Raw genomic sequence first — 20,102 nt, 5'->3', positions numbered from 1 at the left:
CGCGCGGCTGGGGGTCCTCGCCCGGCGCGGCGGGGAGGGAGTCGGATGCGGCTGCACGTCGGGTGTGCCATGTGGACACACCGGTCCTGGCCGGGGCGGCTCCTGCCGGCCCACGAGCGGCTGCGCGCGTACGCCGGCTGGTGCACCGCCGTCGAGGGCAACACCACGTTCTATGCGACGCCGGCCCGGGAGGCCGTGGCGTCCTGGGCCGAGCAGACCGACCCCGACTTCCGGTTCCTGCCGAAGCTGCCGAAGGTGGTCACGCACGAGCGTCGGCTCACCGGCGGCGAGGCCGAGCTGAAGGCGTTCCTGGACGCGATGGAACCGCTCGGGCCACGGGCACACATGCTCTGGGTGCAGTTGCCCGGCTCGTTCGGCCCGGGTGACGTGCCCGACCTCGACCGGTTCCTGCGCGCCGGGCCCGCCACCCACCGGTACGCGGTCGAGGTCCGCCACCCCGCCTTCTTCACCGACGCCGGCGCGGCCCGCGCGCTGGAGGAGACGCTCGACCGGGCCGGCGCGGAGTGGATCCCGTTCGACACCACCGCGTTCTTCCGCACGCCGCCGACCAGCGACGCGGAGCGCGAGGCGTGGACGCGCAAGCCTCGGCTGCCGTCGCGCACCGAGGCGTTGACCGACCGGCCGGTGGTGCGCTACCTGGGCCGGGACGACCCGACCGCGACCGTCGAGGGCTGGCAGCCGTGGCTGGACGTGGTGGTCGACTGGCTGCGCGAGGGCCGCTCGCCGACCGTGTTCGTGCACACGCCGGACAACGCGGACGCCCCCGAGCTGGCCCGACGCTTCCACGACGAGGTGCGCGCCCGGCTGCCCGAGCTGACCCCGCTGCCGGAGCCGGAGCCGGTCGGCCCGGCCACGCTGTTCTGACGCCGGCCGCGCTGCGTCGGCTCACCTTTGGGTGCGGTTGTCGTCGCCCCAGCGACCACAAGCGCACCCAAAGCCCGTCGGTCAGACGGGGGCGAGCGGCAGCAGCACCGTGAAGCGGGTGTCGCCCGGTTCGGACTGCACCCGGATGTCGCCGTGGTGCTTGTTGACCACGATCCGGTACGAGATGTCCAGGCCGAGCCCGGTCCCCTCACCGACCGGCTTGGTGGTGAAGAACGGCTCGAAGATGCGCGGCCGGACCTCCGGCGGGATGCCCGGCCCGGTGTCGCGGACCTCGACGGTCAGCCGGTCGTCGGTGCGCCCGGTCCGGACCGTCAGCGTGCCCTCGCCGGCCATCGCCGCCAGCGCGTTGTCGATCAGGTTCGTCCACACCTGGTTGAGTTCGGCCGCGTACGCCGCGATGGTGGGCAGCGTCCGGTCGTACTCCTTCACCACCCGCACGCCGGCCGGGACCTTCGCCTGGAGCATGACCAGCGTGGCGTCGAGCAGGTCGTGCACGTCCACCGTCTGGAAGGGCGTCCGGTCGAGCTGCGAATACTGCTTCGCGGCGCCGACCAGCCCGGAGACCCGGGTGACCGCGTCGTCGATCTCGCCCATCAGCAACTCGGTCTCGATGGTGTAGGTGATCCAGTGCACCGCCGACTCCAGATCGTCAGCGCCGACCGCGGCGTCGACCTGGGCCAGCCAGCCGCTGTCGATGCCGCCGGCCACCAGCGTCGACGTCAACTGCCACGACTCGCGTACACCGTGCTCGTCGAGCCAGTCGGCCAGCTCGTCCTCGGCGTCGCTGGCCGCCAGCGGGGTCAGCGCGGGCGCGGCGGCGGCCCGCTTCACCGCCTCCTCCTGCAACGCGACCAGGGCGTGCAGCCGCCGCCCGTCGAGCCGGCCGTCGGCGATCATGGCGAGCTTGTGCCGCATCTTCGCCACCCGCCCGCGCAGCGCCGAGGTGGCCCGCACGGCGGCCGCCGCCGGATTGTTGAGTTCGTGGGTGAGCCCGGCCGAGAGCGCGCCGAGGGCCAGCAGCCGCTCCCGCTCGCCGACGATGGTCTGCGAGTTGCGCATCCCGATGAACAGCCCCTCCAGCAGGTGGGTGGCCATCGGGAACCAGCCGCGCATCGCGTCCGCGATGATCGCCGCGGGCAGCGCGAACACCTCGCAGTCGGTGACCGCGCGCAGGCTGTTGCGGTAGCGCTGCTCGGCCGGATCACCGACGTACGCCTGCATGGCGCCGCCGTAGACACCGCGCTGACCGGTGCGGCTCACCTCCACCTCGTCGCCCTGGACCCGCTGGTGCATCGCCACGGTGCCGTCGAGCAGCACGTAGAAGCAGCTCGCCGGCTCTCCCTCGACGTAGACCGCCTCGCCGGCACGACGCCGCTCCACCCGGCCGTGCTCGGCCAGGTGGGCGAGCTGCTCCGGGGTGAGCGACTCGAAGAGGAAAAGCCCCCGCAGCTCGTCGGTGGTGAGCCGATCAGCGCTCACTGGGCCTCCTTCCCTCGCGACTGCGGGGCTCGCAAAACCGGCTCACTCCTCGCGCTCACAGAGCCTCCCTCCTTCGCGACTGCGGGGCTCGCAAAACCGGCTCACTCCTCGCGCTCACTGGGCCTCCAGGTATCGGTGCACCAACGAGACCGCCATCGCGCCCTCGCCCACGGCGGAGGCCACCCGCTTCACCGAGTCGGCCCGCACGTCACCGGCGGCGAACACGCCCGGCATGCTGGACTCCAGGTGGTAGGGATCGCGGGGCAGGGACCAGCCGGCCGGCCGGCGGCCACCCCGGGTCAGGTCCGGCCCGGTCAGCACGAAGCCCTTGCGGTCCCGGACGACCGCGCCGTCGAGCCAGTCGGTGTGCGGCTCCGCGCCGATGAACACGAACAGCCAGGACGTGTCGACCCGCCGGGTCTCGCCGGTGCGGGTGTCGGCCAGGGTCACCTCCTCCAGGTGTTCCTGGCCGGCGCCGCCGACCACCTCGGTGTGCGGGTGAACCTCGATGGTGTCGATCCGGGCGATCTGGTCGATCAGGTAGCTGGACATCGACCGGGTCAGGTCGTCGCCGCGGATCAGCAGGTGCACCCGGTGGGCGTACCGGGAGAAGTGCACCGCGGCCTGCCCGGCCGAGTTCGCCCCGCCGACGATGTAGACCTCCGCCCCGGAGCAGCTCGGCGCCTCGCTCGCCACCGAACCGTAGAAGCAGCCCCGGCCGGTCAGCTCGGCCAGCCCGGCCGCCGGCAACATCCGGTACGAGACGCCGGTGGCGAGCACCACCGTGTGCGCGGCGACGCTGCTGCCGTCGCTGAACCGCAGCACCCGCGCCCCGCCGGCGTCCGCCAGCGACACCACCTCGCGGGCGCTGAGCAGTTCCGCGCCGAAGCGCAGCGCCTGCCGACGGGCCCGGTCGGTGAGCTGGGCGCCGGAGACGCCGTCCGGGAACCCGAGGTAGTTCTCGATCCGGCTGCTCTGCCCGGCCTGCCCGCCGGTGGCCCGCCGCTCGATCAGCACCGTGCGCAGCCCCTCCGAGGCGCCGTAGACGGCCGCGCCGAGCCCGGCCGGACCGGCGCCGACCACCACCAGGTCGTAGAACTCGGCGGCCGGCGTCGTGGCCAGCCCGACCTGCGCGGCCAGGTCGGCCGTCGTCGGCTGCACCAGCGACTTGCCGTCCGCGGTCACCACCAGGGGTACGTCGTCGGCGGTCACGCCCGCCGCGGTCAGCAGCCCGGCGCCCTCCGGCTCGTCGGCGAGCACCCAGCGGAACGGCACCAGGTTGCGGGCCAGGAAGTCCCGGGCCGTGAACGACGGGGCGGACCAGCGGTGCCCGACCACGCGCAGCTCGGGCGTGGTGGTGGACCCGTCGGCCGTCCACGCCTCCAGCAGCTGGTCCAGCACCGGGTAGAGCTTCTCCTCCGGCGGGTGCCACGGCTTGAGCAGGTAGTGGTCGAGGTCGACCACGTTGATCGCGTTGATCGCGGCGTCGGTGTCGGCGTACGCGGTGAGCAGGACCCGGCGCGCGGCGGGGAACAGGTCCATCGCCGCTTCCAGGAACTCGATGCCGTTCATCTGCGGCATCCGGTAGTCGGCGATCAGCACCGCCACCTGCTCGCCGCGCAGCTTCAGCTCGCGCAGCGCGTCCAGCGCCGCCTCGGCGGAGTCGGCCCGCACCACCCGGTAGCGGTCGCCGTAGCGGCGCCGGATGTCGCGGGCGACCGCCCGGGAGACGGCCGGGTCGTCGTCGACGGTGAGGATCGCGGGGTTGGGCATGGCGTCCAGTGAAGCACCCTCGGCTGCCCGTCCGCACCAGTGGCCGGCCCGGGCCTTCCCCCGACCGGACTTCTGCGCTGAGATGACCGGGCAGGGACAGGGACCAGGAGAGGGATCACCATGAGCGAGACCGAGCGCGCCGACGTCGACTGGAACGTGGCCGAGGACGACGGTGTGCTGGACGCCAGCGACACCCTCGACGACTCCGGCGGCGATCCCCTCGACACCGGCATCGCCGCCGCCGACCACTGGACGGCGGCGAACCGGTTCGGCACCACGGCCGCCGAGGAGCGGGCCGGTGACTCGCTGGCGCACCTGCTCGCCCAGGAGGAGCCGGACGTCGACCCGTACGCCGAACCGGTCGACGACGAGGACGAGCTGAGCCGCCGGGGCTACGAGCGGGAGGCGCGGACGGGTCGCCTGGTCGCCGACGACGAGGGGTTCGGCGAGGACGAGCAGGCCGACTCGGTCGCCTGGGACGCCGGCATCGACGGCGGCGGCGCCAGCGCCGAGGAGGCCGCCGTGCATCTCGTCGACGACCCGTTCGGCGCCGGCGACGGCCCGTTGCGCTGACTACCCGGCCCGCCGCCCCCGGGTGGACACGAACTGGTACGACATCACCGCGAAGCCCGGGTCGCGCAGCAGCCGGCGGAACGCCTCCAACTGGCCCGACGACAGGCCGGCGTCGAGCAGTTCCGGTTCGAGTTGACGGGAGTTCGTGGCGTACAGGGACGCGCCGAGCGAGCCACCGGGCCAGCTCTGCGCGTGGGTGACGGTATCGACCTCCGTCAGCCCGGCGGCGGTCAGCGCGGCGTGCACGTCCTGCGCCCAGGCCAGGTCCGCGCCGTGGCTCTGCAGGATGCCGAGCATCGCGTCGGTCACCTGGGCGAAGAGCTTCGCCGCGTCGTCGTTCGGCGCGGTCAGCACCCGCAGCGGCGCGGTGCAGTCGAACTCCTCGACCACCAGCCACCCACCCGGGGCGAGCACGCCGGCCAGGGTGCGCAGGACCCGCCGCCGCTCCGGCAGGTGCAGCAGCACCAGCCGGGCGTGGACCAGGTCGAAGGCGTCCCCCGGCGGCGGCTCCCGGCGCACGTCGTGCCGGCGCACGTCGAGGTTGCCCGCCGGTCGCAGGTGCGTGAGGTCCAGGTCGGTGGCGACCACCCGACCGGCCGGGCCGACCGAGGCGGCCATGGCGCGGGCGATCGAGCCGCCGCCGGCGCCGACCTCCCAGCACCGGGCGCCCGCGGTGAGGATCGGCGCGGCGATCCGGCCGGTGGTGATCGGGTCAAGGAAGGACTCCAGCGCGTGCATCTGGGGCACCGCGTCGGCGGCCCCGGTGTCGAAGGCGTAGCCGGTGTCGGGGGCATCGGTGGGCATCGTTCCTCATTCCTGTCGCGGTCGGTCGGTTCGCGGGCCCGAGGCTGCCGGCAGCCCGGGCCGGGGCCGGGGAGCCGGTGGCTCCGCGACCGTGGCGACGCTGAGCAGCGCCGCCAACGCGCCCGGGTCGGCCCGGGCCTCCTCGGCCGGCCGGTCGTAGACCACCCGGCCGTACTCCAGCACCGCGACCCGGTCGGCGACCTGGACCGCGTGCCGGATCTGCTGCTCGACGAGGAGCACGGTCAGCCCGCCCCGGGCCAGGGACCCGACCAGGTCGCGCACCCGGACCGCCAGCTCCGGCGCGAGCCCCTCGCACGGCTCGTCGAGCAGCAGCACGCGGGGCTGGCCGAGCAGGGCCCGGGCGATCGCCAGCATCTGCTGTTCGCCGCCGGAGAGCTGGTCGCCGCGGTGCCGCAGCCGGGCCCCGAGCCGGGGCAGCAGGTCCAGCACCCGGGACACGGTCCAGCCCTCGCCGCCCGGGGTGGCGGCCCGCCACGGCGCCGCCGCCAGGGTCAGGTGCTCGGCCACGGTCAGCCGGGAGAAGATCCGCCGGCCCTGCGGCACCAGTCCGACCCCGGCGCGGGCGATCCGGTGCGGCTGCCGACCGGCGACCGGCTCGCCGCCGACCTCGATCCGCCCGCCCTGCGGCCGGACCAGGCCGGCGACGCAGCTCACCAGCGTGCTCTTGCCCGCGCCGTTGCGCCCCACCACCGCCTGCACGGCACCGGGCGGCACGTCGAGGCTCACCTCGTGCAGCACCGTGCCACCGGCGTAGCCGGCGCACAGCCGGTCGATGCGCAGCATCACGTCACCCCCTCCGCGTACGCCTGGCGGACCGGGCCGGACGCGCGGATCTCGGCGGGCGACCCGGTGGCGAGCGTCCGGCCGTCGCGCAGCACGGTCACCGTGTCGCAGAGCGCGTAGACCAGGTCCAACCGGTGCTCGACCAGCAGCACCGCGACCGCGCGGGGCAGCCCGCGCAGGAACTCCACCAGCCAGCCGACCTCCACCGCGGACAGCCCGGCCGCCGGTTCGTCGAGCAGCAGCAGCCGGGGCCGGCCGGCCAGCGCCACGGCGATCTCCACCTGCCGGCGCTGCCCGTGGGCGAGTTGCCCGGCGGGGGTCGCGGCGAGGTCACCGAGGCCCGTCCGGTCCAGCAGCGCGTCCGCGGTCCGGCCGGCGGATCGACGCCGCGCCGCCGGATGCCACCGACCCGCGCGCTCGGCCCGGGGCAGCGCGGCGACCAGCACGTTCTCCCGCACGGTCAGCGAGCCCCAGACCGCAGGTCGTTGGTGGATCCGCCCGACGCCGCGCCGGGCCCGGGCGGCCGGGCCGAGCCGGGTGACGTCCCGCCCGGCCAGCCGGACCCGGCCACCGGCGGCCCGGGTGACGCCGGCCACCACGTCGAGCAGCGTGGACTTGCCCGCGCCGTTCGGCCCGATCAGAGCGTGCCGCTGGCCGAGCGGGATCCGCAGGTCCACCGCGTCCAGCGCGGTCAGCGAGCCGTAGCGCACGGTGACCGCCTCGGCGGTGAGCAGCGGCGTCATGCGCGTACCCCGGTCGCGCTGGTCGGTCGGCGCGCGTCGGCGGGCCGGGGGCCGAGCGGCGCGGACGCCGGGCGAGGTCGGGCCGGTGGGCGGGCGCGGCGGGCCGTGGGCAGCAGGTGCGCGACGACGACGAAGGCCAGCCCGAGCACCAGCGGCGCCTGGCCCGGCAGCGCGCCGAACAGCCAGTCCCGGGCCGCGACGACGAGCACCGCGCCGACCAGCGCGCCGCCGACCGAGGCGGTGCCGCCGACCACCACGCCGAGCAGCAGCAGCGCCGAGGTGTCGAAGCCGAAGTCGGCCGGTGAGACGTACTGCTGGGCGGTGGCCAGCAGCGAACCGGCGGCGCCGGCGATCGCCCCGGCGGCGACGTGGACGCCCGCCACGTGCGCGGCGACCCGGTGGCCGCTGGCCCGCAGCCGCGCCTCGTCGTCCCGGCCGGCCCGCAGCAGCAGCCCGACCCGGGTCCGCAGCACCAGCAGCACCAGGCCGACCAGCACCGCGACCACCACGAGCGTGTAGAGGTAGCGGGCCCGGTCGGTGGTCAGCACCGGCAGCCCCCACAGCGGGCGGGTCGGTGCGATGCCGGCGAGCCCGTCGGTGCCGCCGGTCACCGACGTCCACCGTCCGGCGAGGACCACCGCGAGTTCGCCGACCGCCAGCGTGATCATCAGGAGCACGACACCTCGGGCGGGAAGCACCAGCGGCAGCGTCGCCGTCGCCAACGCCGCCCCCGCCGCGCCCGCGACCAGCACCTGCACCGCGCCGACGTCGCAGAGGTGGCCGCCGACCAGCGCACCGGCGTACGCGCCGGCCGCGTAGGGCGCGGTCTGGCCGAGCGTGGGCAGGCCGGCGACGCCGGTCAGCAACGCCACGCCGACCGCGACCAGGCCGAGGGCCAGCGTGCGGGCCAGCAGCGCCGAGGTGTAGTCGTCGACCACCCACGGCGCGGCCACCAGTCCGGCCAGCACCGCCACCGCGACGGTCGGGCGCAGCAGGCGCACCACGGGCTGCCTCACGTCGCCCGCCGGGCGGTGGCCAGGCCGCGCGCCCGGACCGCGAGCACGACCGCCATGGCGGCGAAGAGCAGGAACGGGGCGGCCGACGGGGCGAGCGCGACGCCGAGCGTCTGGATCTGACCGACGGCCAACGCGGCGAGCAGCGTGCCGGTCATCGAGCCGAGTCCGCCGAGAACCACCACGACCAGGGAGAGCAGCAGCACCGCGTCGGCGGTGTCCGGCCCCGGCCCGATGATCGGCGCGCCGAGCACACCCGCGGCCCCGGCCAGCGCGCCGGCCGCGGCCAGCACGCCGACCCGGACCACGGCCGGGCTCACCCCGAGCGTGGCGACCATCTCCGCGTCGTCGACCGCGGCCCGCACCAGCATGCCGGCCCGGGTCCGTCGCACCGCCAGGTGCAGCAGGCCGGCGAGCACCGCCGCCAACACGATGAAGACCAACCGGTACGCGGCATAGCGGTGCCCCGCCACCACCACGGACCCGTCCAGCGCGGCCGGCACGCGTACCGGCGGATCGTCCGGGCCGAACGCGGCGACGAGCAGGCTGCCGCCGGCCAACGCGACGCCGAAGGTGAGCAGCGCCTGGTTGAGGTGCCCGGCCGCGCCGACCCGGGTGAGCAGCAGCGCGACCAGCGCGCCCGCGGCGGTGGCGGCGCCCACGCCGACCACCAGCGCCAGCGCCAGGCTGCCCCATCCGCCGTCGAGCAGCGCGGCGGCGGTGTACCCGCCGATCGCGAAGAGCGTGCCGTGGGCGAGGTTGAGGATGCCGGCCACGCCGAAGCAGAGCACCAGACCGGCCGCGGCGACGAACACCAGCAGGCCGTAGGCGACCCCGTCCAGCGCCGGCACGACGTACGGGTCGACCGGCACGCCGCTCATCCGCCCACGGTGGCGAGGTCGCCGACCACGGTGTTGGACAGCGCCCGCCCGTCCTGGCGGACCTGACGCAGGTACCACTTCTGCACCGGCGCGTGCGTGGTCGGTGAGAACTGCCAGGTGCCGCGCGGGCTGGCGATCTGCCCGAGTTGGCCGATGGCGGCGTTGATCTTCTCAGCGGTGGCGTCGTCGCCGGCCGCCGCGATCGCCCGGTCCAGCACCGCCGCCGCGTCGTAGGAGGCCATCGCGTAGGTGGTCGGGGAGCCGTCGTGCCCGGCCTTCCAGGCGGCCACGAACGCGCGGTTCTCCGCGTTGTCGAGGTCCGGTGAGTAGTTCAACACCGAGTAGATGTCCCGGGCGGCGTCACCCTGCGCGTCGAGCACCCCGCCCTCGGTGAGGAACCCGGCGGCGTAGAGCGGCACGTCCTTGATCTCCGACTGGGCGTACTGCTTGACGAAGTCGACCGCCGCGCCGCCGGCGTAGAACGTGTAGACCGCGTCCGCGCCGGAGGCCTTGATCCGGGCGAAGTACGGGGTGAAGTTGGTGGTCGCCGGGAACGGCGTGAACGTCGTCTTGCCGTCGGGGTTGGCCAGCTTCCCGCCGGCGGCGGCGTACGCCTCGGTGAAGCCGCGCAGCTCGTCCCAGCCGCCCTGGTAGTCCGGGCCGATCGCGTAGACGCTGCCCTTGACGTCCGCACGCACGTGCGCGGCGATCGCCTCGCCGGGTTCGTCGGAGAGGTAGGAGGTGTGCCAGACCCGGGACACGTCCTTGAGTTCCGGCCGCCCGTTCGAGCCGACGAAAGGCACCTTCGTCTCGGTCAGCAGCGGTTGGACCGCGGCCACCGAACCGCCACCGACGATGCCGGTGAGCGCCACCACGCGGTCCTGTTTGAGCAGCTTGGTGGCGGCGGGCACGGCGGTCGCCGCGCCGTTGCCCTCGTCCGCGACGACCAACTCCACCGTCCGGCCGCCGAGCTTGCCGTCGTGCGCGGACAGGTAGAGCTGGAAGCCGTCACGGATGTCCTTGCCGACCGACTGGTAGGTGCCGGACAGCGACGCGAGCAGGCCGATCTTGACGGTGCCGCCGGAGCCGGCGGTCGACGTGTCGTCGGCGCAGGCGGACGCCGCGAGCAGGACGAGGGCGAGCAGCGCCGCGGTGCGGGCACGGCTGCGCCGGGGCAGGGTCACGAACATGGTGTCTCTCCCGGGTGTCGTCAGGGATGTGGATCCGGCGGAACGCCGGTTCTCAACGGCCGCGGCTCAGGGCCGCCCGGGCCGCGGGGGTGAGCGCGTCACCGATGCGGTTCGCCAGCTCGGTCATCTCGTAGGAGACCTTGCCGACGTCGCACCGAGGGTCGGCGAGCACGAGCAGTGAGGCGCCGTCGTTGAAGGCCATGGAGAACATGAAGCCGCCCTCCAACTGGGTGACGTTGGAGATCACCGCGCCGGCGTCGAAGAACGCCGCCGCCCCGCGCAGCAGGCTGACCAGACCGCTGCCGGTGGCCGCCAACTGGTCGGCCCGGTCCGGCGGGAGGCCGCGGGTCGCGGCCACCATCAGGCCGTCGCTGGAGATGGCGATCGCGTGGGTGACCTCGCTGGCGCGCTCGGCGAAGGCGTCCAGCAGCCAGCCGAGATCCTGGTGGTCCGTCACGGGCACTCCCTTGTCGGGTCAGTTGGTGATCAGGTTCGCCCGGCGGCCGGCCACGCCGCGGGCATAGGCGGCCATGGCGGTGGCGACCCGGGCCGGGTCACGGTGTTCGGTGGCCGGCCGGGCAGCCGGCAGGCCGCCGGGCACCAGGTGTTGCTGCGGCTGCCGGCGGGGCAGCCCGGTGGTGGTGGTGCCGGCGACCCGGGGCTCGTCGGCGCGTGCCGCGCTACGCCAGGCGTCGTCGGCGGGACCGGCCCAGGACGTGCCGTCGCCGTCCGGCCGGTCCGCCTGGAACCAGTGGTTGACCTGGTGGAAGATGACCAGCTCCTCGGTCGGCGCGTCCCCTCGGTCGGTGGCCGCCCGGAACACCGGGGAGACCGGGAGCGCCCGGTCGGCGGAGGGCCCGCCGGCCCACGGCTCCGGAGCCGGCCGCGCCTCGGNCCGTCCGACCGGCGGGGCGATCGTGGTGCGTGCCGCCCGCCGGGACGGCCGCTCGGGGGTGAGCAGGAACTCCTCGGGCGGCAACGACCGGATCAGCGCGGCCGGGAGCGCCACCTCGGCGATGGTGCCGCGACGCGGCCCGGAACGGAGCTGGACGGCGGCGCCCAGCCGGGTGGCGAGCTGCCCCACCACGACCAGACCCATCGCCCGGACCGTGGCGACGTCGATGGCCGGTGGCTGGGCGAGCAGGTCGTTGAGCTGCTGCCGCCGGTGCGGGGGCAGCCCGACGCCCTCGTCGCTGATCTGGACGATCACCCGGTCGCCCAGGCTCCGGCCGGTCACCCAGGACTCGGTGGTCGGCGGCGAGTAACCGGTGGCGTTCTCCATCAGCTCGGCGAGCAGGTGCACCACCTCGTCGACCGACTCGGCGGCCACCGCGACGTCACCGTCGACCAGGCCCAGGCGGATGCGGGCGTAGTGCTCGATCTGGCTCTGCGCGGCCTGGAGCACCTGCGGCAGCGGCACGTCGTGGTGGCGGACCCGCCCGACACCCACCCCGCCCAGCACGAGCAGGCTGGCGTTGATCCGCCCCATCCGGGTGGCGAGATTGTCCAGCGCGTAGAGCTGGTGCAGCCGGTCGGGATCGGTCTCGTCCCGCTCGACCCTGTCCACCTGGGCCAGGACGGCGTCGACCAGGCGCTGCTCCCGCCGGCTGAGGTGGATGAAGATCTGCGCGGTGTTGGCCCGCATCACGGCCTGTTCCGCCGCGGTCCGCACGGCGGCCCGGTGCACCGCGTCGAACGCCTGCCCGACCTCGCCGATCTCGTCGTCGCCGGAGACCGCCAGCGCGTCGGCGGCCTGCCGACGGGCCAGCTCGTCCGGGTCCACGGAGGCGCTGTCCGGGTGCTGCAACCGGGCCACCACCTGGGGCAGCCGCTCGAACGCGACCGCGTTCGCCGCGTCCCGCAACCGGCGCAGCCGGCGGGTGATCTGGCGGGCCACCGCCCAGGTGACCAGCGCGGTCAGCAACAGCGCCAGCACGGTCGCCGCCGCCTCGACGACGGTGCGCCGGCGTTGCTCGGCGTGGGCGGCGCGGATGTCGTCGAGCACCGCGCCGTCGATGCGCAGGCGCAGCTCGGCCAGGCGGACCGCCCACTGCCCGGTGGCGGTGAGCCAGGTGCCCACGTCCAGGTCGAGGCGGTCACCCGCCGCCGTGCGGGCCACCTGGTCGAGCAGGCGTTGCAGGCGCAGGGCGCTCTCGCCGCTGCCGGCCTGCTCCCACCAGCCCTGCCAGGCCGGCCGGGCCAGCGCCAGGAACGCGAGGCTCGCCTCGGTGACGCCGGTGCGGGCGGCGGTGACGTCCTGCTGCAACGCGGGCGTCACCTGGCCCGCCGTGACCGCGCGCAACACGGCCACCTGCTGCTGGCCGACCGACTCGGCCACCTTGGACAGCGCGGCGGTGGCCCGGAGCCCGTCCGCGATACGCGGGTCGACCACGCCCAGGGTGACGCTCTCCCGCAGGTCGAGCAGGTCGGCGATGACGATGCGGTAGCTGAAGGTCATCGCCGACACCGACGCCCGCTCGGCGGTGCGCACCTGTGCCCGCAACGGGGCGAGGCTGGCCAGCGCGGCGTCGATCCGCGGCAGGACGGCCCGCTCGGCGGCGCCGCCGGCCGGCACCCGGGCGCGTTGCCGGCGGTATCCGGCGACGGCGGTGTCGGTGGCCGTGGTGGCGTCGGCGAACGCGTCCTGCTGTTCGGGGGTGCCCCGGGTCAGCAGGTCGGCGGCGACGATCCGCTCGTGCTGGAGGCGGTGCGCCAGGCCGCCCGCCTCGGCGCCGAGCTGGGCGAGTTGGCCGAGGTCGCTGGCGCGGGCGGTCTGCCGGGTGCTCTCGGTCAACGCCAGACCGGCGAAACCCATCACGGCGACGAGCNCCCCCCCCCCGCCGATGCGCCACCGGCGGCGGCGGGTCGGGTAGGGTCGGGCCGCGTGCGACCTCGTGCTCGACGCCACTGCTGACTCCCCGCGCTGATCGGCAACCTTCGTTCTGCACTTGCGGATTGCACGTCTCATTGCGCCGGAAGCGGTGCGTCGAGGCCAGACCCGCCCGTGGTACAAACAGGCCGTACCAGCATCTGTACCCAGAGTCGGCGACGCCGACGGCACCCCGCACCCGGGCGCCGCGCCCGGTCAGTGCCGGCCGGCCGCCGACGGGGGCGGACCCTCCGGCTCGGGTTGCGCGAGCACCTGACCGATCAGCTCACGCAGCTCGTCGATCGCCGCCACCATCGCCCGAGGATCGCGCGGGTCGTGCCGTGCGTCCGGCGGGCCGGCCGGCCCCGGCCGCGCCGCCTCGGCGAACCGGGGCCCCCGCCGACCGTCCGCGGCCAACTGCTCCGCCGCGACCTGGGGCCACATCTCCGCGAGCCGGCCGTCGGTGGCGAGCACCTCGTCGCAGCGTACGGCGAACTCGTGGCTGCCGAACCGTCGGCCGGACTCGACCGCCGCGACCGTCTCCCGGCTGAACCGCACCCGTTCCGCCAGTGCCCGCTGGGTCAGGCCACGCCGGGTCCGCCAGCGGCGTAGTTCCACACGGAACCGGTGGCTGGCGGCGGGAGCAGCGCTCGACGCGGGCGTGCGATCCATGTGCTCACCTCGGCGACGCCGGACCGGCATCGGCAGCAGATCGAGGGCGGGTGATGGCTGAGCCTTCGCAGGGGGTCATTCTTAACCCACCGGCACGCGGGTGTGAAGACGTGAGTGCGTTGCGTGTCCGCCGGTGGGGGCCGGTCGACGCCCGCATCGGTCGGTGGTCACGCCGCCGGACGCGCGGCCGGACGGTGCCCGGCCGGCACCGCCGGGTCGACGATCACCGGCAGGTCGCGGTGCGCGCGGAAGGCCAGGTTGGGCCGGAAGACCCGATGCTGACCGGGGGCCGGCCGCAGGCCCGGCAGGGCCGCGGCGAGGCGGGTGAGCGCGGTGACCGCCTCCAGCCGGGCCAGCGCCGCCCCGATGCAGAAGTGCGGGCCGTGCCCGAAGGAGAGATGGTCGTGCGCGTCCGGCCGGTCCGGATCGAACCGGTCCGGGTGGCCGAACACCGCCGGGTCCCGGTTGGCGGCGCCGATCAGCAGCAGGCAGCGCGCTCCGGCGGGGATCGTGACGCCGCCCAGCGTGACCGGCGCGGTGGTCACCCGCAGCCAGCCGTCGATCGCGGGCGCGAAACGCAGCGTCTCGGTGACGAACGCCGGCACCCGCTCCGGCCGCTGCGCGAACCCCCGCCACCGGTCCGGCTCGGACAGCGCCCGGTCGAGCGCGTGGGCCAGCAGCCCGGCGGTGGTCTCGTGGCCGGCGACCAGCAGGTTGAACACGATGCTGGCCACCTCGGCCACGGTGAGCACCTCGTCGTCGCCACCCCGGTACGCCAGCAGCTCGGTGACGTAGTCGTCGCCACCGCCGTGGCGGCGGCGTCGCACCAGGTCCTGGCAGTAGTGCCAGAACTCCAGCAGCCCGGCGGCCAGCCGGACCTGCTCGGCCGGCTCCGGGCACCCCCAGATCAGGGCGATCTGCCCGTCCGCCCAGGACCGGATCCGGGGCACGTCACGCGCCGGCACACCGAGGATGTCGAGCACGACCAGCAGCGGCAGCTCGGCGGTGAACCCGGCGATCAGGTCGACCCGGTCACCGGCGCGGGCGGCCAGCCGCGAAACCAGCTCGTCCACCCGGCGTCGGACGATCCCGCCGTACCGCTGCTCGACCCGTTCCGGGGTGTTGGCGAACGTCGCCCGCAGCGCCCGGCGGGTCCGTGGATGCGTCGGCGGGTCGGCGGCGGCGGTGGTGGGCGGCGCGTCGATGCGGGCGACGAGCGCCAGCGCCTCCGGACAGATCTCGTACACCGGGGCGAGGGTGAGGGCGTTGCCGAACGTCCGCGCGTCGGCCAGCGCCCGCCGGACGTCGGCGTGCCGGGTGATCAGCCACAGCCCCAGCTCGTCGTCGTGGTGCACCCCGCCGTCGCGCTCCAGCAGTCGGGCCCACACGCCGGCCGGGTCGGTGAGATACGCCCCCGCGAACGGATTCAACCGCATGACCGCCTCCCGTACACCACGTGACCCTCACCGTGCGCCACCGGGCGAACACGCGTCAAGATATGCCGGCATGAATCTGTTTCTGCCGCTTTTCCGCAACGTGCGCCCTGCTCCTTGCCACCCGCAACGCCGGTCACCCGCCCGGCCCGGACCGGGTTCGGCCGGGCGTGTGAGGATGCCGGGATGCGTGCGGTGGTGTTCGACGAGTTCGGTGCGCGGCCCGAGGTCCGGGAGGTGGCCGACCCGACGCCGACACCGGACGGGGTGGTCGTCCGCGTCGCCGCGACCGGGCTGTGCCGCAGCGACTGGCACGGCTGGCAGGGCCACGACCCGGACATCCGGCTGCCGCACGTCCCCGGGCACGAGTACGCCGGCACGGTCGCCTCGGTCGGCGCCGACGTACGCGGCTGGCGGCCCGGCGACCGGGTGACCGCACCCTTCGTCTGCTCCTGCGGGCGCTGCCCCGCCTGCCTCGCCGGTGACCAGCAGGTGTGCGAGCGGCAGACCCAACCGGGCTTCACCGGCTGGGGCTCGTTCGCCGAGTACGTCGCGGTGCGCCACGCCGACGTGAACCTGGTCCGGTTGCCCGACGAGGTGGACGACGCGACCGCCGCCGCGCTCGGCTGCCGGTTCGCCACCGCGTTCCGGGCGGTCGTCGGCCAGGGCCGGGTGGCGGCCGGCGAGTGGGTGGCCGTACACGGCTGCGGCGGGGTGGGCCTGTCCGCCGTGATGATCGCGGCGGCGAGCGGCGCCCGGGTGGTGGCGGTGGACGTCGCACCGGGCGCGCTGGAACTGGCCCGGCGCTTCGGGGCCGCGGTCGGCCTGGACGGCGGCGCGTTCCGCGACCCGGGCGAGGTGGCCGCCGCGGTGCGGGACGCGACCGGCGGTGGCGCCCACCTCTCCCTCGACGCGCTCGGCAGTCACGCCACCTGCGTCGCCTCGATCGAGAGCCTGCGTCGACGCGGCCGGCACGTGCAGGTCGGGCTGCTGCCCGCCGCGCTGGGCCGACCGGCCCTGCCGATGGACCTGGTGATCGCCCACGAGCTGGAGCTGAGGGGCAGCCACGGGATGCCGGCCCACGCCTACCCCGAGCTGCTGCGGCTGGTCACCGCCGGGGTGCTGCGCCCCGGCGAGCTGGTCACCCGCACCGTCGGGCTGGCCGACGCGCCCGCCGCGCTGGCCACGATGGACCGGCCGGCCGCCGCCGGGATGTGCCTCGTGCGCCCCNGGCCGGCCCGGCGCCGGGGGAACCCCGACGTGGACCGGCCCGCGGCCGACCGGCTCAGTCCGTGACGGTCACCGAGACGGTGAGGGGCGGCTGCTGGTACTGCCCGTAGTTGTCCATCCCCCGGATCGTCACCCGGTACGTGCCGGCCGGGACGACCGGCGACGTGTACGCGAAGTTCGACCCCGGCGAACCCGGACTGGTGAGGAACGTCGCGATCCACGTGCCGGCCCGGCCGAACACGCCGGTGGCGTTCATCCCCTGTCCGGCGCTGTTGACGATCTGCAGGTCCACCCGCTGCATGCCGACGTCGTCGACCGCCCGGCCGCTCACCACGATCCGGCCGCCGGTGTAGACCTGCCCCTCGGCCGGCGTGACGTTCGGTTCCAACGTCGGGTCGAGGTCACCCGGGTAGACGAGGTAACGGGCGGTGGCCCCGGCGGTCGAGCCGTCCTGCTGGCCGGCCGTGTCCACGGCCCACGCCTCCACGGCGTAGGTGCCCTTCGTCGGCAGGTCGATCGAGAGCGTGAACGCCGTGCTGGTCGCGCCGGGCGCGGCGAGCGTCGCGTTGACGGTGGCGAACGCGGCGGCCATCGTGCCGTTGGGCTGCACGTACCGGCCGGTGTCCAGGTCGCGCAGCGCCACCCGGACCGCCTGCACGCCCTTGTCGTCGGTCGCCGTGCCGGCCAGGTCCAGGTGCAGCCGGTCGACGTTCTGGTCCACCCCGGTGAAGCTGAGCAGCCCGTTCGGGAACGCGTCACCGGGCGTCTGGGCGGTGACGGTGAGCCGGCCCAGCTCGCTGGTCAGGCCGAGCCGGTCGAGCGAACGGACCCGGAAGTCGTAGACCCCGGGGGTGAGCGACACGCTGGTGAACGACCAGTTGTACGTCGGTGCGTCGAGGTTGGCCGGTGAGATCCGGTGGTACGCGGCGACCGAGTCGGCGCCCCAGGTGCCGTCCGCGGCCAGCGCCTCCCGGGTGGTGTTGTTGCGCAGGTAGATCTCGACCGAGCGGACGCCCTCGTCGTCGCGGGCGGTGCCGGCGAACGTGATCGCGGTGCCCGGTGCGACGACGACCGGCGCGGCGTTGGTGGGCGGCGTCATCACCACCGGGGTGCTGATCGCCACCGTCGGCGGCACGCCGTTGACCGCGATGGTCCAGTCCCGGGCGTCGCCACGCAGGTCGCTCTGCCCGACCGTGTCGATGGCGGTGGCGGTCATCTGCCACTGCCCCTCGCTCGGCAGCGTCACCTCGTACTGCCAGGTGGTCGACAACGCGCCGATCACGTCGGGCTCGCCGCGGAAGGTGTTGTAGACGGCGGCGATGGTCCCGTCGTCCTGGAGGTACCGGTTGTCCGCCGTGCGGAACGCGTACGACATCGCGCTGACGCCCTTGTCGTCGCTGGCGGTGCCGGTGGCGACGAACGTCTTGCTGGCCACCAGGCCGGCGGCCGGCGAGCTGATCCGGGTCGACGGCGGCAGGTCGTCGAAGCGGAACGTCTCGATCTTCTTGATCGCCTTGGTGGCGTCGCCGACCCCGTCGCGGCCGAACGTCTTCGCCTGGAACTGGTACAGCCCGGCGGGCAGCGACAGCGACTGCGTCCACGCGGTGGACGTGGCGTTCACCGTGGCGACCGTCGAGTTGATCGTGTTCGCCGCGCCCCAGGTGGTCAGGTCGTCCTGGAGGTAGCGGTTGGTCTGCCGGTCGATGATCTCCAGGCTGACCCGGGCCACGCCGGCCGGCGCGGACGCCTGGCCGCTGAGCTCGAACGACTCGCCGGCCTGCTTCACCGCGCCCTCGATCGGCGTGGTGATCGTGGTGTCCAGCGCCGACGGCGCGGGCTCCTTCGACAGGTCGAAGAACGCCACCCGGCCGGTCGTCTTGCCGCCCTTGACGTTGCCGTCACCGCCGACGAGCAGGCCGCGCGAGGTGGCCAGCATCGCCTTCTCGCCCTCGTACGAGTCGGAGCCCGGGTTCCACTCCAGCGCCGTGCCGGTGACCGGGTCCAACGCGCCGAGGTGGTCGCGGCGCACCACCTGGTCGCCGAGGCCGTACCCGCTGAGCCCCTGGCCGGTGCCGTAGCCGACGTTGTCCAGGCCGGGCCACGGCACGGCCGAGGTGGGCGACTCCTGCCAGCTGAAGTGACCGCCGACGTAGACCGCGTTGTCGGTGATCGCGACCGAGTAGATGCTGTCGAAGTGCCGGGAGATCCAGAGTGGCTGGACGTTGTCGTTCCCGGCCAGCGGGTAGGCGATGGCGGTGTCGTTGATCGGCGGGCGGTCGCCACCCGATCCGCTGGTCACCACGAAGTACGAGTCGTCCGGCGCGATGTCGCCGGCGAAGACCCGCTGGATGCCGCCGACGAAGGAGAGGTTGTCCTCCCACAGCCGGGTACGCCACGGCAGCAGGGCCTTGCTGGCCGTGCCGATCAGTGCCACCCCGTAGCGGTCCTGCCCGGCGACCTGGCGGCCGGTGTGCACGACCAGCAGCTTGCTGCCGTCGTGGGTGAGCTTGAGCTGCTGCACGGTGAGCATTCCGCCGACGCCGATGCCGCCGGTGAGTGGCAGGTTGAACGCGGTGTCGACCGCGCCGGTGGTCGGGTTGAGCGCGACCAGGCCGCTGCGGGCGACCCCGTTGACGGTGGCGAACTGACCGCCGACGTAGACCGCGGTGGCGCTCACCGCCAGGGCCGTCGCCCGCGAGCTGGCGTTCGCGGTGAACGCGGCGACCGTCGCGCCGGTCGCCGGGTCGAGCCGCGCGATCTTGCGCTTGGTGACGCCGTTGACCGTGTTGAACGTGCCCGCGATGTAGAGCGACGACCCGTCCGGCGACGCCTCGACCGCCGCGACCGCGCCCTCGATGTCGGGCCGGAAGGCGGTGTCCACCTTGCCGGTGTCCAGGTTGTACGAGGCCAGCGACGGCTGGGCGACCGCCGTGCCGCCGACGTTCGCGATCGACGTGAAGGTGCCGGCGATGAAGACACGGTTGCCGATCACCTCGATGTCGGTGATCTCACCACCGGTGATCCGCGGCGTGTCGGTGCGGGGCGTGGTGGGCATCAGCCGGGTGTCCCCGGCCGCCGCCTGCGCCCCGGCGGCGACCGTCCGGGTGATGCCGGCCTCGCGGGCGGCGCCGGCGAACGCCGGTACGCCCGCGACCACGACCGCGCCGGCGGCGAACACCGCGGCGGCGCGACTCCAAACTCGCATCGAGAGAACTCCCCCTGTCCACCGGACGGCGCCCTCGGGTGGCTCCCGACTCCCTCCGTCCGCGTGCGGAGGTCACCGTAGGAGGCAAGAACTTCTCGCGACACGACGCCGCTCCGGATATCGGCCGCTCGACATCGATTCCGGCCACACCGGCGTTCCGGCCCCGCCGATCGGGTGGCGCGGGCGGCCGGATGGCGAGCACCCTGTTCCTCCGGCGAGACGGTCCGGTCCGCCTCCACCGTGCGACGTCCCGTCAAACGAGGAGGTGACGGGGCGCAGTCGACTTCCTTACCGGCGCCGGGGAAATGGCCGAACGTGTCACGCCGGGCACCGAACGCGTCGACTGCCGGCACGATCCGGGGATCGGCGAGCGAAGATCGCCGGTGTCATGATGGGCGTGGTTTCCAATCGAGAAACCCTGATCTTTTCCTTGACCCGGTCGACCGGCCGCTCCCGGCGCGGCGGCTGCCCGTGCCCGGACGCGGCCTCACCCGACGGCCGGGCGGCGACGAAGGCGGAGACGATGA

Annotated in this window: 16 protein-coding genes; 3 read left to right on the top strand and 13 right to left on the bottom strand. The window is 74.7% G+C overall.

All coding sequences use genetic code 11. From position 1 onward, the window contains the following. The first annotated feature begins 69 nt into the window (after nucleotides 1-69). On the top strand, nucleotides 70-885 hold the full coding sequence (locus B1205_RS11310; protein ID WP_217809783.1) for a DUF72 domain-containing protein: 816 nt from the start codon (nucleotides 70-72) through the stop codon (nucleotides 883-885). Nucleotides 886-966: 81 nt separating this feature from the next. Here B1205_RS11310 and B1205_RS32735 read toward each other — a convergent pair whose 3' ends face one another. After that, nucleotides 967-2,385 (bottom strand): ATP-binding protein, encoded by a 1,419-nt coding sequence (locus B1205_RS32735; RefSeq protein ID WP_089155569.1) that lies wholly within the window; start codon nucleotides 2,383-2,385, stop codon nucleotides 967-969. Between the two features lie 114 nt (nucleotides 2,386-2,499). Beyond that, complete coding sequence (locus tag B1205_RS11300) at nucleotides 2,500-4,158, bottom strand: FAD-dependent oxidoreductase (protein ID WP_089155568.1); 1,659 nt, start codon at nucleotides 4,156-4,158, stop codon at nucleotides 2,500-2,502. Nucleotides 4,159-4,278: 120 nt separating this feature from the next. Here B1205_RS11300 and B1205_RS11295 point away from each other — a divergent pair, with 120 nt between their 5' ends. Continuing rightward, nucleotides 4,279-4,731: a DUF5709 domain-containing protein gene (locus B1205_RS11295; protein ID WP_089155567.1), complete on the top strand. Its 453-nt coding sequence runs from the start codon at nucleotides 4,279-4,281 to the stop codon at nucleotides 4,729-4,731. Here the strand turns inward: B1205_RS11295 and B1205_RS11290 are convergent, their stop codons facing one another. From B1205_RS11290 to B1205_RS11245, 10 genes are all read right to left on the bottom strand, one after another. After that, nucleotides 4,732-5,535: a methyltransferase domain-containing protein gene (locus B1205_RS11290; protein WP_089155566.1), complete on the bottom strand. Its 804-nt coding sequence runs from the start codon at nucleotides 5,533-5,535 to the stop codon at nucleotides 4,732-4,734. Nucleotides 5,536-5,541: 6 nt separating this feature from the next. Further along, complete coding sequence (locus B1205_RS11285) at nucleotides 5,542-6,339, bottom strand: ABC transporter ATP-binding protein (RefSeq protein WP_089155565.1); 798 nt, start codon at nucleotides 6,337-6,339, stop codon at nucleotides 5,542-5,544. Next, nucleotides 6,339-7,082: an ABC transporter ATP-binding protein gene (locus tag B1205_RS11280; RefSeq protein ID WP_089155564.1), complete on the bottom strand. Its 744-nt coding sequence runs from the start codon at nucleotides 7,080-7,082 to the stop codon at nucleotides 6,339-6,341. Before B1205_RS11280 ends, B1205_RS11285 begins: the two co-directional genes overlap by 1 nt. Further along, on the bottom strand, nucleotides 7,079-8,098 hold the full coding sequence (locus tag B1205_RS11275; protein WP_089155563.1) for a branched-chain amino acid ABC transporter permease: 1,020 nt from the start codon (nucleotides 8,096-8,098) through the stop codon (nucleotides 7,079-7,081). Before B1205_RS11275 ends, B1205_RS11280 begins: the two co-directional genes overlap by 4 nt. After that, nucleotides 8,095-8,976 (bottom strand): branched-chain amino acid ABC transporter permease, encoded by an 882-nt coding sequence (locus B1205_RS11270; RefSeq protein WP_089155562.1) that lies wholly within the window; start codon nucleotides 8,974-8,976, stop codon nucleotides 8,095-8,097. Before B1205_RS11270 ends, B1205_RS11275 begins: the two co-directional genes overlap by 4 nt. Next, nucleotides 8,973-10,166 carry an ABC transporter substrate-binding protein gene (locus B1205_RS11265; RefSeq protein WP_089155561.1) on the bottom strand — a complete coding sequence of 398 codons (1,194 nt, stop codon included), beginning with the start codon at nucleotides 10,164-10,166 and terminating at the stop codon, nucleotides 8,973-8,975. The genes B1205_RS11270 and B1205_RS11265 overlap by 4 nt, the downstream gene beginning before the upstream one ends. Before the next feature lie 52 nt (nucleotides 10,167-10,218). Then, entirely contained in the window at nucleotides 10,219-10,623 is a 405-nt protein-coding gene (locus B1205_RS11260; protein ID WP_089155560.1) for a roadblock/LC7 domain-containing protein, read from the bottom strand. Nucleotides 10,624-10,641: 18 nt separating this feature from the next. Continuing rightward, nucleotides 10,642-12,981 (bottom strand): sensor histidine kinase, encoded by a 2,340-nt coding sequence (locus tag B1205_RS11255; protein ID WP_176308548.1) that lies wholly within the window; start codon nucleotides 12,979-12,981, stop codon nucleotides 10,642-10,644. Between the two features lie 270 nt (nucleotides 12,982-13,251). Then, entirely contained in the window at nucleotides 13,252-13,707 is a 456-nt protein-coding gene (locus B1205_RS30255; protein ID WP_089155558.1) for a helix-turn-helix transcriptional regulator, read from the bottom strand. Between the two features lie 167 nt (nucleotides 13,708-13,874). Next, on the bottom strand, nucleotides 13,875-15,143 hold the full coding sequence (locus B1205_RS11245) for a cytochrome P450 (RefSeq protein ID WP_089155557.1): 1,269 nt from the start codon (nucleotides 15,141-15,143) through the stop codon (nucleotides 13,875-13,877). Between the two features lie 183 nt (nucleotides 15,144-15,326). On the opposite strand from B1205_RS11245, the gene B1205_RS11240 reads away from it, so the two are divergent. Continuing rightward, the gene (locus B1205_RS11240; protein WP_089155556.1) at nucleotides 15,327-16,436 is read left to right on the top strand and encodes a zinc-dependent alcohol dehydrogenase family protein; all 1,110 of its coding nucleotides are present in this window, start codon (nucleotides 15,327-15,329) and stop codon (nucleotides 16,434-16,436) included. Here B1205_RS11240 and B1205_RS11235 read toward each other — a convergent pair. Next, entirely contained in the window at nucleotides 16,426-19,575 is a 3,150-nt protein-coding gene (locus B1205_RS11235) for an Ig-like domain-containing protein (protein ID WP_089155555.1), read from the bottom strand. The two genes, B1205_RS11240 and B1205_RS11235, sit on opposite strands and share 11 nt — an antisense overlap. Between the last annotated feature and the right edge of the window lie 527 nt (nucleotides 19,576-20,102).

Origin of the sequence: Micromonospora sp. NBS 11-29, assembly GCF_002140155.1 — a bacterium.
In the GTDB taxonomy this organism is placed as follows: domain Bacteria; phylum Actinomycetota; class Actinomycetes; order Mycobacteriales; family Micromonosporaceae; genus Micromonospora.
Note: the sequence above shows the minus strand (reverse complement) of the source record. Positions and strands in the feature narration are given on the sequence as shown.

Excerpts from the sequence above, each read along its gene's own strand:
- B1205_RS11285 (WP_089155565.1), bottom strand. The coding sequence starts at position 6,339 with ATGCTGCGCATCGACCGGCTGTGCGCCGGCTACGCCGGTGGCACGGTG.
- B1205_RS11300 (WP_089155568.1), bottom strand. The coding sequence starts at position 4,158 with ATGCCCAACCCCGCGATCCTCACCGTCGACGACGACCCGGCCGTCTCC.
- B1205_RS11295 (WP_089155567.1), top strand. The coding sequence starts at position 4,279 with ATGAGCGAGACCGAGCGCGCCGACGTCGACTGGAACGTGGCCGAGGAC.
- B1205_RS11270 (WP_089155562.1), bottom strand. The coding sequence starts at position 8,976 with ATGAGCGGCGTGCCGGTCGACCCGTACGTCGTGCCGGCGCTGGACGGG.
- B1205_RS11245 (WP_089155557.1), bottom strand. The coding sequence starts at position 15,143 with ATGCGGTTGAATCCGTTCGCGGGGGCGTATCTCACCGACCCGGCCGGC.
- B1205_RS11265 (WP_089155561.1), bottom strand. The coding sequence starts at position 10,166 with ATGTTCGTGACCCTGCCCCGGCGCAGCCGTGCCCGCACCGCGGCGCTG.
- B1205_RS11235 (WP_089155555.1), bottom strand. The coding sequence starts at position 19,575 with ATGCGAGTTTGGAGTCGCGCCGCCGCGGTGTTCGCCGCCGGCGCGGTC.
- B1205_RS11310 (WP_217809783.1), top strand. The coding sequence starts at position 70 with ATGTGGACACACCGGTCCTGGCCGGGGCGGCTCCTGCCGGCCCACGAG.
- B1205_RS11280 (WP_089155564.1), bottom strand. The coding sequence starts at position 7,082 with ATGACGCCGCTGCTCACCGCCGAGGCGGTCACCGTGCGCTACGGCTCG.
- B1205_RS30255 (WP_089155558.1), bottom strand. The coding sequence starts at position 13,707 with ATGGATCGCACGCCCGCGTCGAGCGCTGCTCCCGCCGCCAGCCACCGG.
- B1205_RS11290 (WP_089155566.1), bottom strand. The coding sequence starts at position 5,535 with ATGCCCACCGATGCCCCCGACACCGGCTACGCCTTCGACACCGGGGCC.